Origin of the sequence: Sedimentibacter sp., assembly GCF_038562225.1 — a bacterium.
Taxonomy (GTDB): Bacteria; Bacillota; Clostridia; order Tissierellales; family Sedimentibacteraceae; genus Sedimentibacter.
In genome coordinates this window covers 754,629-778,544 of record NZ_JBCFAS010000002.1, presented here as the reverse complement: position 1 = coordinate 778,544, position 23,916 = coordinate 754,629, and the positions used below count along the sequence as shown (strand labels likewise).

Below are 23,916 nucleotides of genomic sequence, written 5' to 3'. Positions count from 1 at the left end.
TGTATTATATAATTGTACTACAAAGATGCTTAAGCTATGGTAGTAAATGATTAGCAGGAGGTTTAAGAATATATGAAATATAGCAAAAAAACAGCTGCGGCATGCGCATTTGTACTTGGGGCTGCCATTTTAACAGTGACGGCATTTGCAGATACCGTGCTTGGCTCGGGATTTAACAGCTTGAAAGATTCTGTGAAGACTACAATGACAAAGCTGACCGGTGAAGTTGATAACTTCACTGCTGATATGATTGTTTCTGTGAAGGTTGATGATAAGGTTATATCAGAAACAATCAACACCATAAAAGTTGATGTTAAAAATCAGGCCGAAGAAATGAATGAAAGAACTTTAAATAAAGGTGAAATAACTGAAAGCTACAGGTACAATGACGGAAATCAAAGCATATACAAAAACACTGAGACCGATTCATATACTGTAGTTGAAAAACGAAAAAATAACGCTGACAGCAAAATAGTTGAAAATCCTTTTGAAGAAGAACAGGTCAAGGATGCTGAAAAGATTCTTGATGCATTTGTAGGAAACTTACAGGATATAATCCAATTGGAAGAATCAGGCGGAAAGAAAATGTATATTGGAAATTTATCAGACACGCAAATTCCTCCCCTTGCAAATGCCATATCATCATTTGCCTTCAAGTATGCAATTCTTGATGAGTGGAATGCCAAGAGACTGAACATTCCAAGTCCTAAATCAAACATATACCTGGTAAATGCTTCTGGGAAAGCAGTTGAAAATGAAGATGGCATTATAGAAAGCGGTATTTTTACTGCAAGTATATCTGCAAAGGATAACGAAGGCATTGAATACATATACTCGCTGGATTTTTCAATTGACATAAAGGATATTAACAGCACAGTTGTTGCAGCTCCTGATTTGGACGGTCAGAATGTTACATACAGCAAGGAAGGCTATCAATTTGACAGCAAGTTTATCGGCAAATACAAAAATGATATTGTGAAAATAAAAGGCAGCTCCTTTGAAAAGGTTGGAGAAAGATTCATAGAAATCACTTCTGTTGAAGATGGCAATATAAAAGGCAAATATTATGAAGTGTATAATGAGGGGTATAAAGCTGAAAATATCAGAAACTTTGACTTTTATTCCAATTATGATGAATCTATCTATTTTACAAAGCTGCATTATTTAGATGAAAATGGTGAAAAGAAAACCGGAATTATCCATCAAAACGGACAACAAAACATTAACGTATCATTTGATGTTGAAATAGATGAAGAAAACGGTGGGTATTCATATTCAAATTATGATGATGAATTTGACAGTAACTTTGTAAGGATATTTGAGTAAGCCAAGGTGCAGAAGCCTTGGCTTTTGCACCGTAAAGCTTTAAAGGAGGAGAAATATTGGATAAAGCAATCGTAATTGAAGACTTGTCAAAGATATATAAAAACAATCGCGGCATACAGAGCCTTAATTTAGAAATTGAACGAGGAGAAATTTTCGGATTTTTAGGACCTAACGGAGCAGGAAAAACCACTACCATGAAGATTATGGTCGGCCTTATGAAAGCTGATAAGGGCGATGTTAAAATAAACGGTTACAGCATTTCTGATGACTATGAAAATGCTATGAAGGACATTGGATGCATTGTAGAAAATGTAACTCCATTTTCTTATTTGTCTGCTTATGAAAACATGGAATTATGCGGCAGATTTCATAATGAAGTTAATGGAACGCGAATTGATGAGTGCCTTGAAATCACCGGACTTATTAAATATAAAAATGAAAAAATAAAGAATTATTCCCTTGGAATGAAACAAAGACTTGGTATAGCCATGGCAATTTTGTCCAAACCTAAAATTATAATTTTGGATGAACCTTTTAATGGTCTGGATGTTGAAGGAATGGTTGAAATGAGGGAATTAATAATTAACTTGTCAAAAAAGAATAAAACAACATTTTTTATTTCCAGCCATTTAATTCACGACATAGAGCTTACATGTGATAAAGTTGGAATTTTATATGGGGGGAAACTCATAAGTGTTGAAAAGACCAGTAATATTCTAAAAAACTATTCTTCCTTGGAAAACTATTATTTAAGCGAGGTAGATTTAAATGCAAATTATTAAAGCAGTCTATATAAATGAAATGTTTAAAATCTCAAAAAAGAAAAAAATCTGTACATCATTGATATTCTTGTTGCTGTCTGTTATTGTTGCAGCAATTGTGGTATATTCCTTGAATAACTTTGCAGGAGTAAGTGTAACAGGTAGTTCAGAATTTTCGGTTATGGTTTTGACAATTTTAAGCTACTCACTTTTCCCGCTTTTTACTGCATTTATTTGTATAGATATGTTTGCAGGTGAATTTGCTGATCATACCATTAAATTTACCCTCACAGGTCCTGCTTCAAGGCTTAATGTATTTTTGGGTAAAATTCTTGCTATTGCTACATTTATAGCCAGCAATCTTATTGTAGTTGCTATTTTTTCTTTTTTATTTTCATTATTTCTAAATGGAGGGATTTCAAATCCTTTAAGAATAATAATATCTTACATAATGGCATTCTTGCCGATTTTTATCTTTGCATTGACAGTTGTTTTGATTTCAAATTTTTCGAGGGGTACAACAAGCGCCTTTATGTTTTCCATTTTTGTGTTTCTGGTGTTTGTTGGATTAAGTGTGGCTTTCCCTCAAATTAAGAGTTTTTTATTTACATCTTCTTTTGACTGGTACAAGCTAATTTTAGGAAGCTATATTAATGTTGGCAAGATTTTCAGAATATTTCTTATTTTGCTGGGCTACGGTATAATGTTATTTGCAGCAGGTTATTATTTGTTTGAAAAAAAAGATATTTAGGATGATATTATGAATTTAAAACAAAGATTTTTAACACAAAGCATATTAATTCTAATAGGCACAATTGTTATTACAGGCTGCTTTGGATTTGCCTATGACTATTTTTATAACATATTAAATGAATCTCATGCATCAAGTGGTGTGGGTCAAATGGCTGTTGTAGTAATTGAGGATGATAATATTGTATATAACAGCGAAGATTTTACTATGCTGCAGATTAAAGAAGTGTTAATGAATCTAAGTGTTGATAATGATTATTATGAATATGAGAATAAAAGATACAGCATAAGCGAAGAGAACTTTATAATGCAAGATGGAGTTAATTATAGAATAATAACACTTAATGAAGTTATATGTGTTGGTGATTATTATAGATCCTTTATTACCTTTGTTATTATTTCGTTTTTAATAATCTTTGTTATAGCAAGCATAATTGTTCAAAAACAAAACCTTAAAAACATAATAATTCCAATTACTGATTTGAAAAAGGAAACGGAGAAGCTGAGAATCGGTGAGCTTGAGACAGCAATCACAGAAAAGGGTTATGGGGAAGTGAGAGAGCTTGGAGTTGCTATTGAACAGTTGCGTCTTCAGCTTAAGAATTCAATATATTATCAGCAAAGAGTTGATGAAAACAGAAAATTTTTAATATCCAGCATATCTCATGACCTTAAAACACCGGTAACATCCATAAGGGGATACATAGACGGAGTTCTTGACGGTGTAGCGGATACCGATGAAAAGAAAAAATATTATCTGTCAAATGCCATTGAAAAGACGAAGATGATAAATACGATGATTGAGGATTTATTGCTGTATTCAAAGCTGGATTTGAACCAAATGACATTCGAAAGGGACAAGGTAGATATCATAAAATACATGGACAGCTGTATTGAAGAATGTTCAGAAGAATTTACCCGCGAAAACAAACGGATAATTTTTGAGAACAACCTTCCAGCCTCTTGTTTTGTCATTATGGATGGTGCGAAATTTAAGCGTGTCGTTCAGAACATCATGGACAATGCTAAAAGAAACATTGATAAACATGAGGGTCAGCTAAAAGTCATATTAAGAGAAACTAATTCCTCAGTTATCATAGAGTTCAAGGATAATGGGAAAGGAATCAGCGAACGTGATCTGCCGCATATTTTCGATAGATTTTACAGAGCTGACACTGCCAGAGAAATCAAGGGCTCAAGCGGTTTGGGCCTTGCCATAGCAAAGCAGATTGTTGAAGGACTGGGCGGACGAATTTGGGCAGTCAGTGAAATCGGTCATGGAGCCTCGATTATTATTTCGTTAAAAAAGGTTAGAGACGAGGGAGTGATAATATGAAAAAGATTTTAATTATTGAAGATGATATGAGTATATCTGAGCTTCAGAAGGACTATCTGGAAATGAGCGGGTATGAGGTGGCATGCGCTTTTGACGGCAGTTCCGGTCTTGAAAAGATTAAGAATGAAAGCTTTGACTTAATTATCCTGGATTTAATGCTTCCTCAAAAGCATGGCTTCGAAATATTAAGGGAGATATCCGATTCAAAACAAATACCCGTACTTATCGTGTCAGCGAAATCTGATGAAACATTCAAGATAAAAGGTCTTAACCTGGGAGCCGATGATTACATAACGAAGCCATTTGGTATGGGGGAACTGGTAGCTCGGGTTAACAGTCACATAAAAACATATGAAAAGCTTAAGCAGGTACACGGTTCAAAAAAGAAGATGATAGTAGTCGGAGCATTGTCTATAGACAAGCAGGACCGCAGAGTTTTTTTGGATGACAATGAAGTCGTCTTAACCCAGAAGGAGTTTGATCTGCTGTTGTTTATGGCAGAAAATCCCAACAGGGTTTTTGATAAGGAAGAGCTTTTTGAAAGGGTCTGGGGGTACGACTCTTTTTCAGATGCATCTACCATAACCGTACATATTGCAAGAATAAGAGAAAAGATTGAGACAAATCCCGAAAGGCGGCAATACATTGAAACCGTATGGGGTGCAGGATATAGATTTAAAATATAAATAAGCATTTTCAAATAGTATAGGCAGGTGCGTAATGGATATTGAAGTATATTTTAAAAAGGTATATACCGTTGCTTATATGCTGACCGGAGAAGAAAAAATGGCCGGAGAAATAGCAGAACTGGCCATAACCAATACTGCAGAGCAACTGAGTGGAGATAATAAGGTTACAGCAATAATGCTGCAATTGACTGTTTTAGAATTGATAAGAATATTTCTTAAGATGCCGAAATCACAAAGTAGTGATGATGTAACAGGGATACAGAGGGCTTTGTTAAGGCTGAAGCCTTTAAGCAGGGCTGTTGTAATCTGGAAAGACGTGCTGGGCTATCAGATTTCAGATAACATGCACGGATTTGACTGTACTTATGAAGAGCTAGTCAGAGAGCTTGTCTGCGGCAGAAGAGAGCTCAAGGAGCAAATTAATTACAGCAATTGCAGCACTTAATGAAATGCCAAAGCGCTATCAGCAAATTAACAAAAGACCACCCTACTGTATACAGTGTTCAAACAACTACATGTAACAGAAAGATGGTCTTTTGTTATTATCTTTTATTTAATAAAAACGGCGTCTTCTGTCAAATAATTGCCTTAAAAATAAAAGCCTGATGATATCTCTTATATTAAAGTCACGAAAACGGCGACGGCGGCGGAATCTGAAGTCCCAATCCCTGCGCATAAAGGCATCATAGGGTATTTGTTGAGACATGACATCCTCCATATTGTATCCGAAATAATTCTGCCGCTCATAATTATTTAAAATATTATCAACCATATTGTCCCAAGTGCGAAGAGATTCCTCACCGGTCATATTGTTTTCTGATATATAATGGCTTATATCTTCATCTAACATTGCATACAATTCAGGATAATTAGCAGCAAATTCATCAAGTTCCATATACTACACCTCATTTCTAATATAAAGTCTTTCATTATTTATTATATGAAACAGTCATAATAGAGTTCAGATTTTTCGTAATACTTTTGTAAACCATTTAGAACTCATAGTCATAAGTGAAGTCTGTTATGTAAAATTGGTTATAGCATTAATTAATAATAGAGTTGTTAACAACTGGGTGGTATAATTAGGTAATGTAATATTTAAGATACCGTCGGGTACAATTCTATCAAGTGGACAGTGAGAACCGTCCCCAATGACAAGGAGGAAATATGAGCAAACATAATATTTATACCATGAGTGTAGCAAGTGTTTATCCGTTTTATGTTGCAAAGGCTGAGAAAAAAGGACGTACAAAATCAGAAGTCGACGAAATAATCCGCTGGCTTACAGGATATACACAGGAAGAGTTAGAATCACAGCTGGAAAAACAGACAGACTTTGAGACCTTTTTTGCAGACGCCCCACAGCTGAATCCTTCGAGGGCGCTGATCAAAGGCGTTGTCTGCGGTGTCAGGGTGGAAGAAATCGAAGAACCAACCATGCGGGAAATTCGTTACCTGGATAAGCTCATAGATGAGCTGGCTAAAGGAAAGGCGATGGAGAAGATATTAAGAAAGTAAACCATCGGGGACGGTTCTCTTTGACAATGTAAAATTGACAGTGGACCGTCCCCGATGTCCTATTTTTTGCTGGTGTAGTTCAAGCTTTTGGTCGGGCACTTCGGGACACATTCGAAGCATACCAGACAGGTCTTGGGATCACTGACAGTTCCGCTGTTTTTATCTACAGTCAGAGCATCTGCAGGGCAGTTTTTACTGCATGCTGAACATCCGATGCAATTGTCAGATTTAATTCTGAATCTGCTGAATCTTGATGTAAAGCTGAATAAAGTTCCCCATGGACAAAGGTAGGTATGCCAAGTTGTCTCATTGATGAAAAATGTAGCCACCAGGGCTATTGGAATAATTATCAATGGAAGGGGGAATTTTTTCCCTTGCGTGATAGTGTAGATTGTATAGAACAATCCGATTAGAAATAAACCGAAGGCAATATATTTTGGTTTCCTGCTTTTGAAAACTTCAGGCACATCCTTTTTTGTAAATCCGAACTTCTTTGAAAGGAATTTTGTCGGACGCATCAAAGTATTCATAGGGCACATCCAACCGCAGTAAAATCTACCCAAAAACGTTGCTAGAAACACGGAAGCAAATATCAATGCCATCCATATTTGTGCCTTTCCTATAACCATAAGTGTTATGAAAATGAAAAGAAATAGTAACTGAGACGTTAATCTTGCTTTGCTTAACATAAAAATCCTCCATGATGATACAAAATTTTAAAGCTATTTTACGCACTCGCCCCCCTCCTGGGGGGTGTAACCATAATATAACTTATTTTTATATTTGTCAATTGAAAATGAAAAATAATTTTATATTAAAAATGACGAAGAAGCTGACTATTACCATGACATGCTAACTTAAGCCTAGAAATAAGTGTTTCCTGGAATTTCACTTTTCTATATATATAATTCGAATCGTACTTGACAATGCAATTGAATATTTTGGCTAAAAAATACCTCTTGACAAGCACGCTATTCAGTGTTACTATATACCGGTAGTAAGTAATACTGAATATCGGTTATACAGAATAGCTAGGAGGAATTAAAATGGAAAACCTAACGGAAATGCTTAAAGGTGTGCTTGAGGGATGTGTGCTTGAAATTATAAGCCGCGGAGAAACATACGGCTACGAGATCACCCGGCGGCTGAATGCTCTGGGTTTCACAGATGTTGTTGATGGAACGGTCTACACAATTTTAGTGCGGCTTGAGAAAAATAAACTTGTGGATATTGAAAAAAAACCGTCTGATATGGGGCCGCCGCGCAAGTTTTACGTTCTCAACGACGCAGGACGCAAGGAAAAAGATAAGTTCTGGGAAAAGTGGGAGTTTGTATCGTCAAAAATCAGAGAATTGAAGGAGGAGTTATAATGAATTTTCTGGAAAAAATAACAGGCGGTGACATGACTAAAGAATTTAAAAGTTTTGAAGTGCGAGCTAAGAAGCTACCGGCTGATTATCAGGCGGCATGGGAAAAAATCAATGTAAATCTTTGGGAACAATCGGATTTCACCGGTCGCAACATCATGCCGATTATAGAAGGAGTGCTTGGTCTGCTGGAAGAATCTGCGGCAGACGGTCAGGATATAGAAGAGGTTTTGGGAGATGACATTAAAGGATTCTGTTCAGCTCTGGTCGGCGAAGAAGAAGCAAAGTCTTATCGCGACAAGTGGCGCCAGCAGCTTAACAGTAATGTCGCTAAAAAATTAGGTAAATAGGAGGGAAAAATGAGATTTCAGGATATCATAGAAAGCAAAAAAGAGTGGAAGGCTCACGTTGCGCGTGTCAAGGCCCTCCCCAAAGATTATCAGATTGTTTATAATGAAATGCAAAAATATTTCTACAAGATCGGTCCTGTTGAGCTTTCCGAAGGTATAGGTTTGCTGTCGGGGATTGTCGATCTTTTTGAAGAAGGCGCGTCCATGGGAAAAGGAGTTCTGGAAGTGACGGGCAGTGATGTAGCAGCTTTCTGCGACGATTTAATCAAAGACTCAAAAACCTATGCTGACATCTATTGGGGACCTGTTGAACAAAAAGTCAGTGAAGCTATAAAATGCAAATCTGAGAAGAAATATTGAAATGGAAAATATAGGATGAGTGATAACATTTGGCTAAAAACTAATGTGAAAGCACACAATTAAATATCAAGAGAAAAATGAAGTTCCCTATTGCTGTAAATCACAAAAAGTCAGTGAAGGAAAAAATCATGAAAACAAGAAAAAAACTTAGAACTGCAACACTTATGATTGGAATTTTGCTTAGTTTCACAGCCTGTGGGCAGAATTCCAAAATCGAAGAAATTCCAAATCAGTCTTTGACAGAAGAAAAAAATATAGTATCTTTACAATTTAAAGACTATATTTTAAATAACAATATAACCGAAATTGTTGAAAGCAAAGTTGTTGAAATTATAGAACGGTATTCTGTAAATGATGCTGATTATATCATTTTCATTAATGAAGATGATAAAGATAACCTGCATAGCGGTGTACTTACCAACAACAAGATATATGATTTTCAAACAGTGTCTATCCTGGAACAGACGAATTATTCCGAATTGTTTTCATTGCAGGAAATAGACTTATTCGGAAAACAATTAGTTAAAATTCAAGGCATACTTGGTGCAAATTATTCACCCTCCAATTACTATTATATAGAAAAACAGGTTCCACGATTATTTTTGCATTCTGAAGGACATACATTTGAAGATGATTTGGATGATGATGGTATTCAAGATATAGTATCAGTAGTTTCTGGCGGTGTTACAACAGACATAGATATCTACAAGTATAATGATGATAAATTATCAGCAGCAAACTTAAATGAAGCATTGAATGCCGTAACGGTTTTATATAATCAAGATGATAAAACCTTCGAAGTCTACTTTGTGGATCAGCCGAATGCTCCAAAGTATTATGAACTTACTAAAGAAGGTTTAAAAGAAGCTATAAAGCCATAGTGCAAATATGAGGGATGGCTCCAGAAGGCTATTCCTCATTGCCTTGAATTAATTTGTTTATTGACAAACTAGTGAAATTATTGTTAAAATATCTCATAGACAGAAAGGACAATAAAATGAATGAGACAGTTGAAAAGATAATTACAAGTTCCATAAAGATTTTTAATCTTGATGGTATTACGAAAGCTTCTATTTCTTCCATTGCAAAAGCTGCAGGAATATCAAAGGGTACATTATATTATTATTTTCCGGCAAAAGAGGATTTAGTCAATGAATGCTTCAATTATGTTAAATCTAATGCTTTAGATTATACAACATCAAATATTGATTTTACACAAACACCGGAGCAAATAATAAAGCATTTAGTACGCAGCAGTTTCCAATGGCCTATGGAAAGACCGGGTGAATTAGAATACCTCGATTTATACATTCATATGCATTTTTATGATAAGAATGTTTTTGAATTATTTCCTTTTGGGATTTTGGAAAATGATTTATTCAAAGAAAAATTTCTTGAGTATAAAAGAGAAAAAATGCCCAATGAAGTAATAAATCATCTTATAGGGGTTGTAATTACAACATTATCTAAGTATCTAATTTTATATCCTGATTACTTCCAAAATGAGGCTTTTGTAGAAAGTGCCGCAGAAATGGTATGGTCTATGGTAAGTGGAAAGTAAATTTTTTTTGTGCATTGTCGGACGGACGTCCGACTGAGAGAAGGGAGAGATATTTATGAAGTGTTTTAAAAGGTATTTATCACTATTGATGGTTGCCGTAATGTTATTAACCGTTGCTGGTTGCGCAAGTACCCCTGTCAAAGAAGCAGTTGCTGAAGGAAAAACAACAATTTTTACTCCAGGAACTTATAAAGGCACAGGTGATGGCAATGGAGGAAAATTCACTGTAGATGTAACATTTTCAGAAAAATCAATTGATGAAATTGTTATTGGTGAAAATAAAGAGACAGAAGGAGTAGCTAATAATGCATTTGACAGAATTCCAAAATCAATTATAGAAAACCAATCAATAGGTGTAGACACTGTATCAGGAGCGACTATAACTAGCAAGGCTATTTTACAGGCTGTAGAGGATGCAATTGTACAAGCAGGTGGAAAACCAGAGGATTTTAAAAAACCACAGGTAAAAAAGGCTGGTATGATAGAAGAGTACACTGCTGACATTGCAATAGTAGGTGCAGGGGGTTCGGGCACTACTGCTGCTGTTGAAGCCGCACGTAATGGAGCATCTGTAATTATGATTGAAAAAAATTCCTATCCGGGCGGAATTTCAAGTTTTGGTGCTGGTATTGGCGGTGTGGAAAGTTCTTATCAAAAAGAAGCTGGTTTAACATTTACAAGCGATGAAGTCTATGAACATATGCTGAATTATACTAATGCAACTGTATATGCACCGCTTCTCAGAAGAATTATTGAACTGTCAGGTGAGACAATAGATTGGTTAAGCAGCGATGAATTTAAACTTGACATAAGTGTAATTACACCAAATATTTGGAAGGGTGAAGTTTATGATACATATCATTTGATTTACCCATATGGACCTGATCGTTTTGGACCACTGATTGATGACTTTGTAGGCAATGGTGGAACATTAATGTTAGAAACAGAAGGAAAAAGTTTAATTAAGGAAGGAGACAGAGTTGTTGGGGTCAAGGCAGTTAAATCAGATGGGACAGAGGTTATAATCCATTCTGATGCAGTAATTGTAGCAACAGGTGGAGCATTGGCAAACAAGGAAATGTTGGTTGAATATACAGGTACTGCTGAATATGCCATGATGCAGCCATCTGTAAGTGACGGTGCTGGTATTAGAATGTCTGTTGAAGCAGGCGCTGCCACTACTAATGAATTATTCGTTGAAGTATCAGAAATAGGAATGACTCCAGGCATTGCTGAAAAAACTAAGTTCAATATAAATCTTCTTTCAGTAGCTGGTTTATTACATGTAAATGCAAGTGGGACACGTTACTTTAATGAAGGGTTATTTAAGGAACAACCTTTAAATGTTGGTGGAGCTTCAGCATCTTCAACCAGCCCATACTATGTTATTTTTGATCAGGCAACTGTAGACAAGATGATTGAAGGCGGGCTTAAGGCGTTATTACCAGAAGAAGGAAGTGAAGACTTAAAAGAACAACTGGATAGATTAAGTTTCTTTGGTTCAACGTCAGGCGTTCCGCCAATGTTTGCTGGAGCTGCTTATCCACTGGACAATCTATCTTATGAATTAGAGGAAGGTATAAAGGGAGGATATGTTTGGAAGGCCGATTCAATAGAAGAATTAGCTAAAGTTACTGATTTAAATAATTTAACTTCAACTGTTACAAGATATAAAGAGCTGGTAGATGCAAGACATGATGAAGACCTGCTTAAGAAGGATATCTATCTGACTGAAATATCAACAGGTCCGTATTATGCAGTGAAATATTTGCCAGGTGCTTTTAATACTTTAGGCGGTGTTATGGTAAATGAAAATTTACAAGCACTTGATGCTAATTCTAAACCAATTACTGGTTTATATGTAGCCGGTGTTGACGGAGGAAGTATGTTCCATAAACCGTATTATGATATTTGTGGAACAAGTATGATGTATGCTTTTAATAGCGGCAGAATAGCTGGAAAAGAAGCATCAAAATTTGTAGGTAAATAAAGTAAAAATGAAAAATAACTCTGCATTAGATTTAGTGCGGGGTTATTTTATTTATTAGAAAAATTGGGGGTCATATATCTAATACTCTCTGGGTTTCACAGATGTTGTCGGATAGTTCAATAGTACTGACTTATTTAAAATGATGAAGCGGACATACCATTCTTAATGAACCCATTTTAAACATCCAAATCCATATCAATCATTTTGTTGGCTTTTTCTTTGGTTTTGGAACAGGGGTTACATTCTCCAAAATCCTTATAACCTTATGGCATAAATCAGTATCTTCGATATCTAAAATGTAATGAACTTTAGCGCCCTTATAAGGATAATCTGTTTGGGCATCTTTCATTAACTCAGAAATGCAATCAAGACATTTTACAAATACATTGTTGTCACATACAAGAAGAACTGGTTTATCGTTAATATAAACCATGTACTCACCAAACATCTTTTTATATCGTATATAACCTACACCTCTTATTTGCTCACATACATATTCAATATAATCAACTGATGTTGCCATAACACCGCTCCTTTTAACATTATTTTAATGCAATATAAATATTAATGCCTGAATTTTCCAGTCATTGTTTAAATACTCCTCAAAGTCGCATGTACACAACCGATTGATGTGCATCTCATCTCCTTAAACATTATAGCACAATAATAAGACACCTCAAAGTCATAAGTCGAACTGATTTCATAAAAAATGAAACAAATTCTTTAAACAATAAACGATTACACACGTTACATGAGAGTACAATATATCATCGAAGGAAAAAAAGAATGACAGGGTAGTACTCAGCGCATGTCAAAACGGGCCAAGGTATTGTAAAATTATCTGTATGCATGGTATTAATTAATAATGGTTCTGCTGACGTTTGCGTGGTATAATTAGGTAAAATTTTACAATTATGAGAGCGTTCTCGATGATTGTATACTTAGGATTTAATTGTAATCTAATGTAATGAAAAGAAGTTGAAGCTTTTTTTACTGCTTAATAAAAATTAGGAGGAGAATTATGTCTTATTTTAAGTATGAATCTAAAAATATTTTTTATGAGGAAATCGGCACTGGAAAACCTTTATTGCTTTTACATGGAAATACAGCATCTTCAAATATGTTTCTTAGCATAGCTGCAAAATATGCCAGTGAGTACAAAGTAATACTGTTTGACTTTTTGGGTCATGGGAAATCTGATAGGCTGCAATGCTTTCCTGCGGATTTGTGGTATGAAGAGTCTAAACAAGTGATTGAATTTTTAAAACAAAAAGAGTACCATGATGTATTCCTTCTAGGCAGCAGCGGTGGTGCATTGGTTGCTATTAATGTTGCTTTGGAAAGACCGGATTTTGTCAGGAAAGTTATTGCCGACAGCTTTGAAGGCGAAACTCCGCTTGAGATGGTTACTTCAAATATTGTTGGAGAGAGGGAATTTTCAAAACAAGATGCCGGAGCAAGGATATTCTATAAAACTATGCATGGGGACGACTGGGAGAGTGTTGTCGATAATGATACGAATGCGATTGCAGAACATGCAATTTCGATTGGACGATTTTTTCATAAACCACTTTCTGAATTGCAAACAGACATATTAATGACCGGAAGCAATGAAGATGAATTTGCTGTTTGTGTAGATAAGGATTTTTATGGCAAGACTTATTCTAAAATGATTAAAGATATTGGACATGGAAGTATATGTATCTTTGAGCATGGCGGGCACCCTGCGATGTTATCTAATCAAGATAAATTTATTGAAGAAACTTTAATGTTTTTAGCTGATAAATGATTTGTCTAACCTTCCGGGACGGTTCTCTTTGGTCTTCAAAAAGAAAAAATTATCTGCTTGACAATTATTACGGTTAGTGATATAAACATAACAGTAAACGTAATAATGTGAGGGAGGAATTAGATTGAGGGATAACGTAAAAGGCGGAGCTTTAACAGAAGTAACTTTCTTTATACTGCTGTCTTTGTATACTCCAAACCACGGATACGGAATTATGCAATTTGTGGAAGAGAAAACACAAGGGCGATTAATTTTGGGAGCAGGTTCTCTCTATGGTGCAATTAACACTTTGCAGGATCGGAATTGGATTACGCCTGTTGATGACGGAAAAGGCAGGAAAAAGGAATATGTAATTACAAATGCCGGCAAGGAAATAGCAGATATAGAGATAAAAAGGCTAAAAGATTTAATCAGTGTAGCTGAAGAAATTATGGGAGGGCAAGTACAATGAAAAGATACTATCGCTTCTTTGGGGGATTTTTAGATGCACAGGAAAAATGGTTGAATGACATGGCGCAAAACGGCTATCGTTTAATAAAAACCGGAAAAGTGACCTATGAATTTGAGAAGTGTCAACCGGGTGAATATCAATATGCTATTGAATTTGTTGCAAATTTAAGCTTTAAAGGTGAAAAAGAGTACCGTGCATTTTTAGAGGAGTTCGGTTACAAGGTTTTCTATAAAAATGTAAATCTCAGCTTTTCAATAGGTAAAATAAAATGGAGACCCTACGGAAGCGGTATGGGTCAGATTTCAACAAATCCTGGAAGCTATAACAAAGAACTGCTCATAGTTGAAAAAAAGAATGACGGCAGGCCATTCGAGCTTCATACAACAAATAACAGTAAAGCAAGCTATTACAAGCCGTTAAGAAACGCATGGCTGATAGTTGCTGCTATGTTTCTTATCTTCACTGTTTGGCAGTTCATCCAAACAGGTTTTGTTTCAAAAGAGATAATCCTGCTTGGTTTATCAGGAGTGTTATGTTCCATACCAGCAGTGAGATACCATAATATGATTTCATATTATAAGGCTTGTTCCAATGTCGAAGAATAACAGACTTACAACATTAGAGTATATCTGTGCCGATGCGTATCATTTCAGGCAAAGGCGAAATTAACAAAAAAATAAGAATGAATGAAGCAGGGGTGGGCCTAAAAAGAGGGGCAGGACAAAACATAACACAAAAAGTCGGGAAAGACCGCTTAAATAGAGATAAGATATATTTACAGAAAGGGTGATTATATGGGTTGGGTTGAAGGAATCAGTGAAGCTATCAACTATATTGAGGTGAATATCACTGAAGAAATCACAATAGAAGATATTGCACAAAAAGCATTTATGTCTCCGTTCTATTTCCAAAAAGGATTTTCAATGCTTTGTGGTTTTACGGTCGGAGAGTATATCAGACAACGCAGGCTTACCATTGCCGGCAGTGAGCTTGTTTCCACTGATGAAAAAATCATTGATATTGCATTGAAATATGGCTACGACTCACCGGATAGTTTCACAAAAGCTTTTACCAGATTTCATGGGGTCACACCTACTGCAGTTCGAAAAGAAGGAGCAATGATTAAATCCTTTGCTCCGCTGAAAATTAAATTATATTTGGAGGGCGGTTATATTATGGATTACAAAATTGTTGAAAAAGATTCGTTTACTGTCATGGGTGTATCAAAGATTTTCAAATATGAAAGTGCAACCACAGAAATTCCAAAGCTTTGGACAGAGCACTATCAAAAAGGAAATGGGAAGTTTGTATGCGGAATGTACGGAATATGCATTGATGAGAGCATGAGTTCAGGTGAGTTTGAATATTTGATTGCAGATAATTACAATCCGTCTATGGAAATGCCGGATGGTTTTGTTACAAAGATTATTCCTAAACACACGTGGGCTGTTTTTGCCTGCAAGGGCCCCATGCCGAAGTCTCTGCAGGATGCGAACAAAAAAATCTTCTCAGAATGGCTGCCTAACTGCAAGGATTATGAAATTGCAGCAGGTTATAATGTTGAGATGTACAGTGATCCGGTGGACTATCCACAAGGCACTCAGGATGAAAACTACTACAGCGAAGTCTGGATTCCTGTTAAGAAAAAATAACTACGAAAAATGAGCAGAGCACTATGGGGCGGTTTGAATACAAACCGCCCCATATTACTACATAAGGTTACAGGATTCAAAGGCATGCTGCAAATCATCTATTATATCATCGGCATCCTCCAAGCCTACGCTGAACCTGAAGAAACCTTCCTTAAAAATCTCAGGGTAGTGCGGCAGCTTATCGCTGTATTTGTCATAGTAAACAATCAGACTTTCAACATCTCCTAAGGACACAGCATGGCTTATTAATTTCAGCTCATTGAGAAATTGCTGATGCACCTGTTCATTTCCCTTGATATCGAAGGAAATCATGCCGGAATACTGATCATGCATCAGTGCTTTTGCTCGTTCATGTTGAGGGTGACTCTTTAAACCCGGATACCACACGAAACGTACAGCCGGACTTGCTTCCAGAAAGCGAGCGACTGCCAGTGCTGAACGACTGTGCTGAGCCATTCTCATTGGAACGGTAACCAGCCCGCGGGCGATAAGCCATGCGTTAAATGGACTTAGGATGCCTCCATAGTTTACCATGGCAATTTCCTTGACCTTTTCTATTACATCTTTTCTCCCCAACACACATCCGCCCAAAGAATCACCGTGACCGTTAATATACTTAGTCATACTGTGAATTTCCAAATCAGCTCCCAATTGCAGCGGGAATAAGCAAATAGGGCCTGCAAAGGTAGCATCCACTGAAAGTAAAGCACCGACACTATGAGCAATCTTTGCAATTGCTTGTATATCGCTGATTCCAGTGGTAGGATTCCCTGGTGTCTCCAGGTGAATCAACCGTGTATTGGGACGAACTGCAGCACGAACTGCTTCTGTATCTGTTGTGTCTGCAAAAGTCACTTCAATATTATACTTCTCCGGCAGATACTTTCGGAACAACAGATTTGTTGCGCTGTAGCACACTTCTGAAATAACTGCGTGATCACCGGAATTCAAAAATGGTATAAAAACACCGGTCAATGCAGCCACACCGCTTGCAAATACGGCACAGTCCTCAGCGCCGGTCAAAGCACAAAGCTTATCCTGCAAAACCATTTGATTCACGTTGCGATTCCGCGCATAAATGTTGCTTTTTGTACCGCTCCAATCCACAGGAGTTCCGTCTGTGGGAATTCGATAATTCGAAGTCATATAAATTGGTTCGTTGATTGCTCCGAATGAATCATCCCTCCTGGTACCGCCATGAACAGCGATGGTTTGAATTTTCTTTGTTCCTTCCATTGTAAATCCGCTCCTTTATATTGAGATTTATGAAAAAGTAATTTAACTTTTCTTCCTTTGAACAAATGATACCATTCTCTAATCAATCTGTAAAACAAGTGTTTTTGATTGTATCAATCAAAAAAATAGATTGATTTGGCAAAAGCAATGCTATATTATATAATTACAAAATCAACATGGAGGCAATGATGGAAATTCGGAATCTAAACACTTTTTTGAGGGTAGCTGCCCTGCAGAATTTTACGCAGGCAAGCAGGGAACTGGGATATTCACAGTCAAATGTCAGTGCGCAGATTCAACAGTTGGAGCGTGAAGTAGGAGCGCCATTGTTTAACAGGATAGGCAGGAGTGTTTCATTAACTCAATATGGTGAAGAATTGCTGCCTTATGCACAGCAAATTGTATCTACTTCCTTTCGTATGGAGAACTTTTTAAAATCTGATGAGGCCCTTGGCGGAACAGTACGTATCGGCATAGTTGAGTCTCTTTTTGAATTGCTTATGGAAGACACTCTTATAAAGTATCATCAGCGTTTTCCGCGCGTAAAAGTCGAGCTGACTGTTGATGCCACAGCCACATTGAAAGATAGTTTACAACATGGGATTTTGGATGCAGCTTGTCTTATTGATGATCCGCTATCTCAAACAGAATGGCGCTGTTGGCACACAGTCGATGTTCCGGTTGTAATAATTGCCAATCCTTCTCATTCGTTTTCAGATCGACATGAGATACAGCTGGAGGAATTTACAGGACAGGAGTTTATTCTGATGGAGGAATCCGCACCGTACAGTGTCAATTTTCAACGCATTATTGCCGGGCATCATATTGAGTTAAAGTCTTTTCTAAAGCTTCAAAGCACGGATATGGCACGCAGACTTGTAGAAAGGGAGCCATTTTTGTCCTTGCTTCCCCTATATGCCGTGCAGTCTGCTGTCGAGCAGGGACACATAAAAATACTTCGGATTCCGGAATTAACGCAGATGCAGGCTGTGCAGGTGGTACTCCACATCAATAAGGTTGTAACACCACAAATTGAAGGGTTTATGGAAGAACTGCGAACGGTGCTTCAAAGAGCCATTAAGCTTACCTAAGCGGTAAGGCAGGGGCAAGACTTTAATATCAGCAGGAATAAAAAAAAGAAATTTATAAAAATTAAGTTGACTTAAGTGATCTGCCATGCTAAAGTAGCTATAAAGTTGCAACTACAATTTCATATTTAAGTTTTCTAGGGTTCCGCAGTTACAACTGGCAGGTCCGAGAGAAAGCGCACAGTTATTGTGTACACGGAAGGATAAAAGCCTGGGAGATATTTTAATGATATTTCTTATGGCTTTTTTTATTTGTGTTTTCTGTTAAATAAGCCATAAGATAACAATGCTGATTTTAGGAGGCAAAGTGTATGGAGTGGTTTTATTTGGTTATAGCAGGTTTTTTTGAAGTAGGATGGGCAATGGGGCTGAAATATTCACAAGGGTTTACAAGAATATTGCTAAGCGCAATAACTGTTGCAGGTATGGTTGCTAGTTTTTATTTTCTATCACTGTCTTTAAAAAGCTTGCCGCTTGGCAATGCATATGCAATTTGGACTGGTATTGGAACTGTGGGTACAGTAGTCTCAGGTATTGTTTTATTCAACGAACCGGTTGATGCAGCGCGAATTATTTGTATTGTATTAATAGTTGCCGGAATCGTCGGTCTGAAGTTAATAAAAGTTTAATTTTAGGAGGAAAAGAGTATGAGTATTTTTAGTTATAAGGATGTTTATGTAGAAGATGGGAAAAGGGTGCTGGAAGTTAACATACTTCCGGAAAAGCATTGTAACTTTGACTGCATTTTTTGCCCTATCGGAAGGTCACAAAATAAAGTAGATACACAAAAATCATTTGATATGAATGATGGTTCAATGATTGAATTGGAAAACATGATAGACAGCACAAAAGCAGAATTGGTATTCATCAACTCAAAAGGTGAAGCATTAGTTAATGAAAAAATTATTGATATTATCAATATCATAAAACGTAAAAATCTGCCTGTCAAACTGCTGTCAAACGGTTATATTTTAAACAGATCGGAATATAAAGAGATTGCCAACATGTGTGATGAGGTTATAGGTGAGATAAAGGTCAGTTCAAATGAAGATTTTCAAAAGATACAGCGTCCAATTGAAGGTTATACTTTCGAGGAGCATATTTCAAACATGAAAGCTTTCAGAGAACAGTATAAAGGCAAGTTTATATTAGAAGTAACTATTATTAAGGGGTATAACGATGATGAAAAATCAATTCGGAAGATTAAAAGCATCATTGATGAAATATCTCCCGGCAAGCTGATTCTTGCAAGAATAGAAGATGAAATATTTAAGAAAAAACTTGGTATAACTGATGAAAGGTTTAAGGAAATTTCAGATGAACTGCTGAATGCTTAGCGTTCAAGGATTTAAAGCATTACAGTCTTTGAACCCTTTGTCGTGTTATACAGCTTTTGATGTAATATGGCACCCTCAGGTTATACTGCAGGGTGCCTGTATTTTGCAGAAATTTCTTTACATCTTGACATGGACATATTATGATAAAAGTTAGTATTGGAATATTCTGACATATGATTATATGTCAAGAAGATTCTGAGTCAGGAGGTGTCAACATTAAGCAAGGCAGGATTTCGTACTTGATGACTTCCTTAAATAATCAAAAATAATTGCTGAAAGGGAGAGTTGATATGAAGGATATGGAAGTAAAGAGTCCATCATTTGTGAATTGCGGATACATGCCTAAGAAGCATACCGGGTTTGGCGCTGATATTTCTCCGGAGTTTCAATTACTAAATATTAGTGATGATACGGTTTCCATTGCTGTTATTATGGACGACCTGGATATTCCGTTAGTGCAATCATATAACCATTGGCTTATATGGAATATCCCTAAAACTGAAAAAATTCCGGAAAATATACCGTATGGTTCGCCGGTATCTTCATTTTACAATGCGATACAAGGTGCCGCTTACGGAGTAAACAGGTATAGAGGGCCAAAACAACCTATTTTTGTCAGAAATACCCATAGATATATTTTTAGCTTCTATGCACTTGACTGCTTTTTAAAATTGGATTGCAGTTCGAGAAAGAAGGACTTAATTGAAGCCATGAACGGACATATTATACAACAAGGTAGTATAACAGGTAAATATAAAAGGTAACCGCAGCCTAAGAAGTTATAAAGCCGTAAGTTTGTGTGGTAATGAGGCAATAATATGAATTGAAATTGAAGGGGAGCAGATTTGAAATACAGCTTCCTATTATCATTTAAATCATGGCGCTATAAAGAGAAGACAAGATATGCTTAAAATTTTATGGTTAAAAGAAAGAAGGAATCTGTTGTGAAGAAATATGTAAATATAGAAGGAGTTCCGGCATTGATTCAAGGCGATGAGTCGGATAAAGTACTGATTGCTGTACATGGACTGATGTCAAATAAGGAAGATACGGTTATTAATATAGCGACTGCAAATGCAATCAAAAAAGGATACCAGACAGTGAGCATTGACCTTCCGGAGCATGGAGAAAGAAAAGATGGTAAAAGTCTTGTCCCATGGGTGTGTGCAGAGGAAATTCAGAAGGTTTATCAATATATTCAAAATGGCAAGAAAGAAATTTCACTTTTTGCATGCAGTATTGGAGCATACATGAGTATGCTTGCCTTAAAGGATATAAAGATTACTAAGAGTTGTTTTCTATCGCCAATTGTAAATATGACTTACCTGATTCAAGGAATGATGAATGGATTTAGCATAACTGAAGATATGTTGGAGCAGCAAAAATACATACCATTGCCAATAGGACAAACGTTGAATTGGAATTATTATATGTATACTAAGGAGCATCCTGTTTACTGGAACCATGATGCTTTCATACTTTGGGGAAATAAGGATGACATGATGCCTGAAAGCGAAATTGACTTGTTTTCATATCGTTCGCAAGCTGCAGTAGAAAAGGTTGATTCAGAACATTATTTTCATACGGAAGAACAGCTGAAGTTATTGCAGAATTGGATAGAAAGAGTTTTGTAATACGATGGGATGACATAAGAAATGAAATTTTGAAATGAATATTTAGAAATATCTTGCAAATAATGCAAGATTTTTTTATTTTTTGTACTGATATTCTTGGAAATAAAAACATATAATTATGCTTGGCTGTAAAATAGATACACAATATATGTAAAAATAACCTTATTGCTTGCATTATTAATTTATACATGTTATAATACTATCGTTAATTATTTAACATGACATTATACTTTAACAAAATTTAAGAGGAAGGTATTTTTATGATAGCGTTTTTAAAGTTATCACCAGTATTCCTAATGGCTGGACTCATGATAGCAAGCAACCTGGGAACATTAGGACTTGACATTTTACAAATCGCACCGATTGCTGTTGTTTATGCGGCTATTGTTGCAGCAGTTACAGAAAAAATCAAATTTAATGATTTGGTTGATTCTGCAGTAAACAATGTAAAAGAAATGCAGTTGGTATTTTTTATTTTGATGCTGGCTTATGCTATGGCAGAATCCTTCATGTCGACAGGAGTAGGTGCTGCCATAATCAATCTTGCATTAGGGCTTGGTATATCTGCTAAAACAGTTGCAGTTACATCATTTATAATAGCAGCCATTCTTTCGGTAGCGACGGGAACTTCATGGGGAACATTTGCAGCATGCGCGCCGATTTTTTTATGGCTAAACCACATAGTCGGAGGAAATCCGGTAATTACGGTATGTGCCATAGCTGGTGGAGCCTGCTTTGGAGACAACATCGGACTTATCTCTGACACTACTGTTGTAAGTTCAGGCATACAGGGGGTACAAGTTGTTGACAGGGTAAGAAGCCAGGGGCCGTGGTCCCTTTGCTGTCTGGTGCTTGCTGCATTGTGCTTTTTACTGATAAGTATGGGTTTACCTGGTGAGGTGGGCAATGCGGCAGACGCAATCAATCAGATTCCAAAGGAAGTTTATGAAGCACTGGCAGCTGAAAGACCATCGGCTGTTGAACTGCTTAACCAGGTGAAGAATGGTGTTCCCATGTTTATGATAATTCCTTTAATACTTGTATTGATAACTGCTGTTAAAGGTGTGCCAACTCTGGCATGTCTGGGAGTAGGCCTTATCTCATCACTGATATTCGGATTGTTTGCAGGTACAGTCACTTCTGTTCATCAATTTCTGGACAACATGATGACAGGCTTTGCAGATGCAGGGTCATGGGTTATTGTTATGATGATGTGGGTTGGTGCATTTGGAGGCATCATGTCAAAGATGCATGCATTCAAACCGCTGTCCGACTTCATAGCCAGAACAGCTAAAAGTGTAAGGCAATTAATGTTTGCCAATGGGCTTCTGTCATTGATAGGAAATGCAGCTCTGGCAGACGAAATGGCTCAGATAGTAACAATCGGTCCAATAATTAAGGATTTGACCGATGAAAACGTTGAGGCAAGCAAGGAAGACATGTACAGGTTGAAGCTGAGAAACGCCACTTTTTCAGATGCATTGGGTGTATTTGGTTCACAGCTTATTCCATGGCACGTTTATTTAGGATTCTACGTGGGAATAGCCAACGCAGTGTATCCTTTGTACAACTTTGTTTCATTTGATATAATCAGATACAATTTTATGGCCATAATAGCCGTAGTTTCAATTTTACTGCTTACTCTGACTGGATGGGACAGATTTGTTCCGCTGTTCAAGCTGCCGGCAGAACCAGCAGTCAGCTTGAAGAAAAGGGCATAAGAAGAAATACAATACGGAATAAGTTAATAGATGGAAGTATAATGTTTAATAATTAAAGTAATGTTGTATGAACAATGCAAGGGCAGAATATTCTGCCCTTTTTTCGTTAAGATGCGTACATCCAGCCTTAGGTTATCAGAAAGAACCGTCCCCGATGGTCTGTTGAGAAAATTACGAATACTTATAATTTTATTGGAAACCATAATTTCTGGAGGTGTTCCACTATGATATCACGTAAATCGGTAATAACTTTCGGTATGGTCGCGATTCCGATTGCAATGTCTACTACCACGCAGGACAACGACATTCATTTCAACCAGCTTCATAAGGAAGATAACAGCCGCATCCGATACAAAAAGACATGTGCTCACTGCGGTAAGGAAATTTCTTCGGGAGACATTGTAAAGGGGTTTGAGTATGATAAGGACAAGTATGTGGTGGTCACAGATGACGAAATTGAAAAAATAAAGACTGAAAAAGAGAAGTCCATTCAGATTCTTCATTTTGCCCAATTGGATCAGATTTCCCCGGTCTACTATGACAAGACCTATCAGGCTTCACCCGAGGCAGGGGGAGAAAAAGCTTTTGAATTGCTTCGTTCAGCACTGATGGCCGAACAAAAAATAGCCATAGGCAAGACTGTTATGGGGACGAAGGACACGCTTATGGCTATCATTCCACGGGAGGACGGTATACTGGTTTCAACCATGTTCTACGCAGATGAGATAAAGGAAATTCAAAAACCTTACACTAAGCCCGCAGTATCCGAGCAGGAGCTGAACATGGCAAGGATGCTGATTAATTCCATGGATACGCCCTTTGACCCTGATAAGTATAAGGATGAATACCAGGTAAGGCTTCGTGAACTTATCGAAACAAAAATTTCCGGAAAAGAAGTTGTTGCTGCAGAGCCCGGTGGCACCGGCAAGGTAATAGACCTTATGGAGGCTCTCAAGGCAAGCGTTGAGAAAGCAAACAAGGGCAAGGAATCGGCATGATT

28 protein-coding genes and 1 riboswitch are annotated in these 23,916 nt (G+C 36.9%); of the genes, 24 read left to right on the top strand and 4 right to left on the bottom strand.

The genetic code is table 11. The annotated features are described in order from the left end of the window. Positions 1-72 precede the first annotated feature (72 nt). Genes AAGU76_RS10090 through AAGU76_RS10065 form a run of 6 tightly spaced genes read left to right on the top strand, consistent with a single transcriptional unit; the run spans position 73 to position 5,307 of the window. Complete coding sequence (locus AAGU76_RS10090) at positions 73-1,326, top strand: hypothetical protein (RefSeq protein WP_342485355.1); 1,254 nt, start codon at positions 73-75, stop codon at positions 1,324-1,326. 56 nt (positions 1,327-1,382) lie between these two features. Continuing rightward, the gene (locus AAGU76_RS10085) at positions 1,383-2,108 is read left to right on the top strand and encodes an ABC transporter ATP-binding protein (RefSeq protein ID WP_342485354.1); all 726 of its coding nucleotides are present in this window, start codon (positions 1,383-1,385) and stop codon (positions 2,106-2,108) included. After that, a complete protein-coding gene (locus tag AAGU76_RS10080) occupies positions 2,095-2,838 on the top strand; it encodes an ABC transporter permease subunit (RefSeq protein ID WP_342485353.1) in 744 nt (247 codons plus the stop codon). The genes AAGU76_RS10085 and AAGU76_RS10080 overlap by 14 nt, the downstream gene beginning before the upstream one ends. 9 nt (positions 2,839-2,847) lie before the next feature. Continuing rightward, positions 2,848-4,173, top strand: a complete 1,326-nt coding sequence (locus tag AAGU76_RS10075; protein WP_342485352.1) for a HAMP domain-containing sensor histidine kinase — start codon at positions 2,848-2,850, stop codon at positions 4,171-4,173. After that, positions 4,170-4,859 carry a response regulator transcription factor gene (locus AAGU76_RS10070; RefSeq protein ID WP_342485351.1) on the top strand — a complete coding sequence of 230 codons (690 nt, stop codon included), beginning with the start codon at positions 4,170-4,172 and terminating at the stop codon, positions 4,857-4,859. Before AAGU76_RS10075 ends, AAGU76_RS10070 begins: the two co-directional genes overlap by 4 nt. 34 nt (positions 4,860-4,893) lie before the next feature. After that, positions 4,894-5,307 (top strand): hypothetical protein, encoded by a 414-nt coding sequence (locus AAGU76_RS10065; protein ID WP_342485350.1) that lies wholly within the window; start codon positions 4,894-4,896, stop codon positions 5,305-5,307. 108 nt (positions 5,308-5,415) lie between these two features. On the opposite strand, the gene AAGU76_RS10060 is transcribed toward AAGU76_RS10065, so the two are convergent. Further along, entirely contained in the window at positions 5,416-5,757 is a 342-nt protein-coding gene (locus AAGU76_RS10060) for a hypothetical protein (RefSeq protein WP_342485349.1), read from the bottom strand. Between the two features lie 272 nt (positions 5,758-6,029). On the opposite strand from AAGU76_RS10060, the gene AAGU76_RS10055 reads away from it, so the two are divergent. Further along, positions 6,030-6,380 (top strand): DUF2200 domain-containing protein, encoded by a 351-nt coding sequence (locus AAGU76_RS10055; RefSeq protein ID WP_342485348.1) that lies wholly within the window; start codon positions 6,030-6,032, stop codon positions 6,378-6,380. Positions 6,381-6,439: 59 nt separating this feature from the next. Here AAGU76_RS10055 and AAGU76_RS10050 read toward each other — a convergent pair whose 3' ends face one another. Continuing rightward, the gene (locus tag AAGU76_RS10050) at positions 6,440-7,069 is read right to left on the bottom strand and encodes a 4Fe-4S binding protein (protein WP_342485347.1); all 630 of its coding nucleotides are present in this window, start codon (positions 7,067-7,069) and stop codon (positions 6,440-6,442) included. Positions 7,070-7,426: 357 nt separating this feature from the next. Between AAGU76_RS10050 and AAGU76_RS10045 the strand changes: the two genes are divergently transcribed. From AAGU76_RS10045 to AAGU76_RS10020, 6 genes are all read left to right on the top strand, one after another. Next, positions 7,427-7,750, top strand: a complete 324-nt coding sequence (locus AAGU76_RS10045) for a PadR family transcriptional regulator (RefSeq protein ID WP_342485346.1) — start codon at positions 7,427-7,429, stop codon at positions 7,748-7,750. Beyond that, positions 7,750-8,097 (top strand): DUF1048 domain-containing protein, encoded by a 348-nt coding sequence (locus AAGU76_RS10040; RefSeq protein WP_342485345.1) that lies wholly within the window; start codon positions 7,750-7,752, stop codon positions 8,095-8,097. The genes AAGU76_RS10045 and AAGU76_RS10040 overlap by 1 nt, the downstream gene beginning before the upstream one ends. 9 nt (positions 8,098-8,106) lie before the next feature. Then, a complete protein-coding gene (locus AAGU76_RS10035; protein WP_342485344.1) occupies positions 8,107-8,457 on the top strand; it encodes a DUF1048 domain-containing protein in 351 nt (116 codons plus the stop codon). A gap of 128 nt (positions 8,458-8,585) precedes the next feature. Then, entirely contained in the window at positions 8,586-9,338 is a 753-nt protein-coding gene (locus AAGU76_RS10030) for a hypothetical protein (protein ID WP_342485343.1), read from the top strand. Positions 9,339-9,454: 116 nt separating this feature from the next. Further along, on the top strand, positions 9,455-10,018 hold the full coding sequence (locus AAGU76_RS10025) for a TetR/AcrR family transcriptional regulator (RefSeq protein ID WP_342485342.1): 564 nt from the start codon (positions 9,455-9,457) through the stop codon (positions 10,016-10,018). Between the two features lie 55 nt (positions 10,019-10,073). Continuing rightward, entirely contained in the window at positions 10,074-12,008 is a 1,935-nt protein-coding gene (locus AAGU76_RS10020; protein WP_342485341.1) for an FAD-dependent oxidoreductase, read from the top strand. Positions 12,009-12,207: 199 nt separating this feature from the next. Here the strand turns inward: AAGU76_RS10020 and AAGU76_RS10015 are convergent, their stop codons facing one another. Next, a complete protein-coding gene (locus tag AAGU76_RS10015; RefSeq protein WP_342485340.1) occupies positions 12,208-12,531 on the bottom strand; it encodes a TfoX/Sxy family protein in 324 nt (107 codons plus the stop codon). Positions 12,532-13,029: 498 nt separating this feature from the next. Here AAGU76_RS10015 and AAGU76_RS10010 point away from each other — a divergent pair, with 498 nt between their 5' ends. The 4 genes from AAGU76_RS10010 to AAGU76_RS09995 all read left to right on the top strand — a co-directional run bounded on the left by AAGU76_RS10010 (position 13,030) and on the right by AAGU76_RS09995 (position 15,900). Next, positions 13,030-13,797, top strand: a complete 768-nt coding sequence (locus tag AAGU76_RS10010; RefSeq protein WP_342485339.1) for an alpha/beta hydrolase — start codon at positions 13,030-13,032, stop codon at positions 13,795-13,797. Positions 13,798-13,921: 124 nt separating this feature from the next. Next, positions 13,922-14,248, top strand: coding sequence for a PadR family transcriptional regulator (locus AAGU76_RS10005; protein WP_342485338.1), 327 nt, complete (start codon positions 13,922-13,924; stop codon positions 14,246-14,248). After that, on the top strand, positions 14,245-14,853 hold the full coding sequence (locus AAGU76_RS10000; protein WP_342485337.1) for a DUF2812 domain-containing protein: 609 nt from the start codon (positions 14,245-14,247) through the stop codon (positions 14,851-14,853). The genes AAGU76_RS10005 and AAGU76_RS10000 overlap by 4 nt, the downstream gene beginning before the upstream one ends. Positions 14,854-15,042: 189 nt before the next feature. Next, positions 15,043-15,900 carry an AraC family transcriptional regulator gene (locus AAGU76_RS09995; protein WP_342485336.1) on the top strand — a complete coding sequence of 286 codons (858 nt, stop codon included), beginning with the start codon at positions 15,043-15,045 and terminating at the stop codon, positions 15,898-15,900. Between the two features lie 57 nt (positions 15,901-15,957). On the opposite strand, the gene AAGU76_RS09990 is transcribed toward AAGU76_RS09995, so the two are convergent. Beyond that, positions 15,958-17,136, bottom strand: a complete 1,179-nt coding sequence (locus AAGU76_RS09990; protein ID WP_342485335.1) for an aminotransferase class I/II-fold pyridoxal phosphate-dependent enzyme — start codon at positions 17,134-17,136, stop codon at positions 15,958-15,960. Between the two features lie 188 nt (positions 17,137-17,324). Here AAGU76_RS09990 and AAGU76_RS09985 point away from each other — a divergent pair, with 188 nt between their 5' ends. The 7 genes from AAGU76_RS09985 (at position 17,325) to AAGU76_RS09955 (ending at position 23,914) form a co-directional block, all read left to right on the top strand. Beyond that, positions 17,325-18,227, top strand: coding sequence for a LysR family transcriptional regulator (locus AAGU76_RS09985; RefSeq protein ID WP_342485334.1), 903 nt, complete (start codon positions 17,325-17,327; stop codon positions 18,225-18,227). Positions 18,228-18,350: 123 nt separating this feature from the next. Next, a riboswitch (guanidine-I (ykkC/yxkD leader) is annotated at positions 18,351-18,444 on the top strand. Between the two features lie 91 nt (positions 18,445-18,535). Then, entirely contained in the window at positions 18,536-18,853 is a 318-nt protein-coding gene (locus AAGU76_RS09980) for a multidrug efflux SMR transporter (RefSeq protein ID WP_342485333.1), read from the top strand. Positions 18,854-18,871: 18 nt separating this feature from the next. Further along, positions 18,872-19,561, top strand: coding sequence for a radical SAM protein (locus AAGU76_RS09975; protein WP_342485332.1), 690 nt, complete (start codon positions 18,872-18,874; stop codon positions 19,559-19,561). A 290-nt stretch (positions 19,562-19,851) separates the two neighbouring features. Continuing rightward, on the top strand, positions 19,852-20,325 hold the full coding sequence (locus AAGU76_RS09970) for a YbhB/YbcL family Raf kinase inhibitor-like protein (RefSeq protein ID WP_342485331.1): 474 nt from the start codon (positions 19,852-19,854) through the stop codon (positions 20,323-20,325). Positions 20,326-20,505: 180 nt separating this feature from the next. After that, positions 20,506-21,195: an alpha/beta hydrolase gene (locus AAGU76_RS09965; protein ID WP_342485330.1), complete on the top strand. Its 690-nt coding sequence runs from the start codon at positions 20,506-20,508 to the stop codon at positions 21,193-21,195. Positions 21,196-21,455: 260 nt separating this feature from the next. Further along, on the top strand, positions 21,456-22,916 hold the full coding sequence (locus tag AAGU76_RS09960) for a Na+/H+ antiporter NhaC family protein (protein WP_342485329.1): 1,461 nt from the start codon (positions 21,456-21,458) through the stop codon (positions 22,914-22,916). Between the two features lie 224 nt (positions 22,917-23,140). Beyond that, positions 23,141-23,914: a Ku protein gene (locus tag AAGU76_RS09955; RefSeq protein ID WP_342485328.1), complete on the top strand. Its 774-nt coding sequence runs from the start codon at positions 23,141-23,143 to the stop codon at positions 23,912-23,914. Positions 23,915-23,916: the final 2 nt, after the last annotated feature.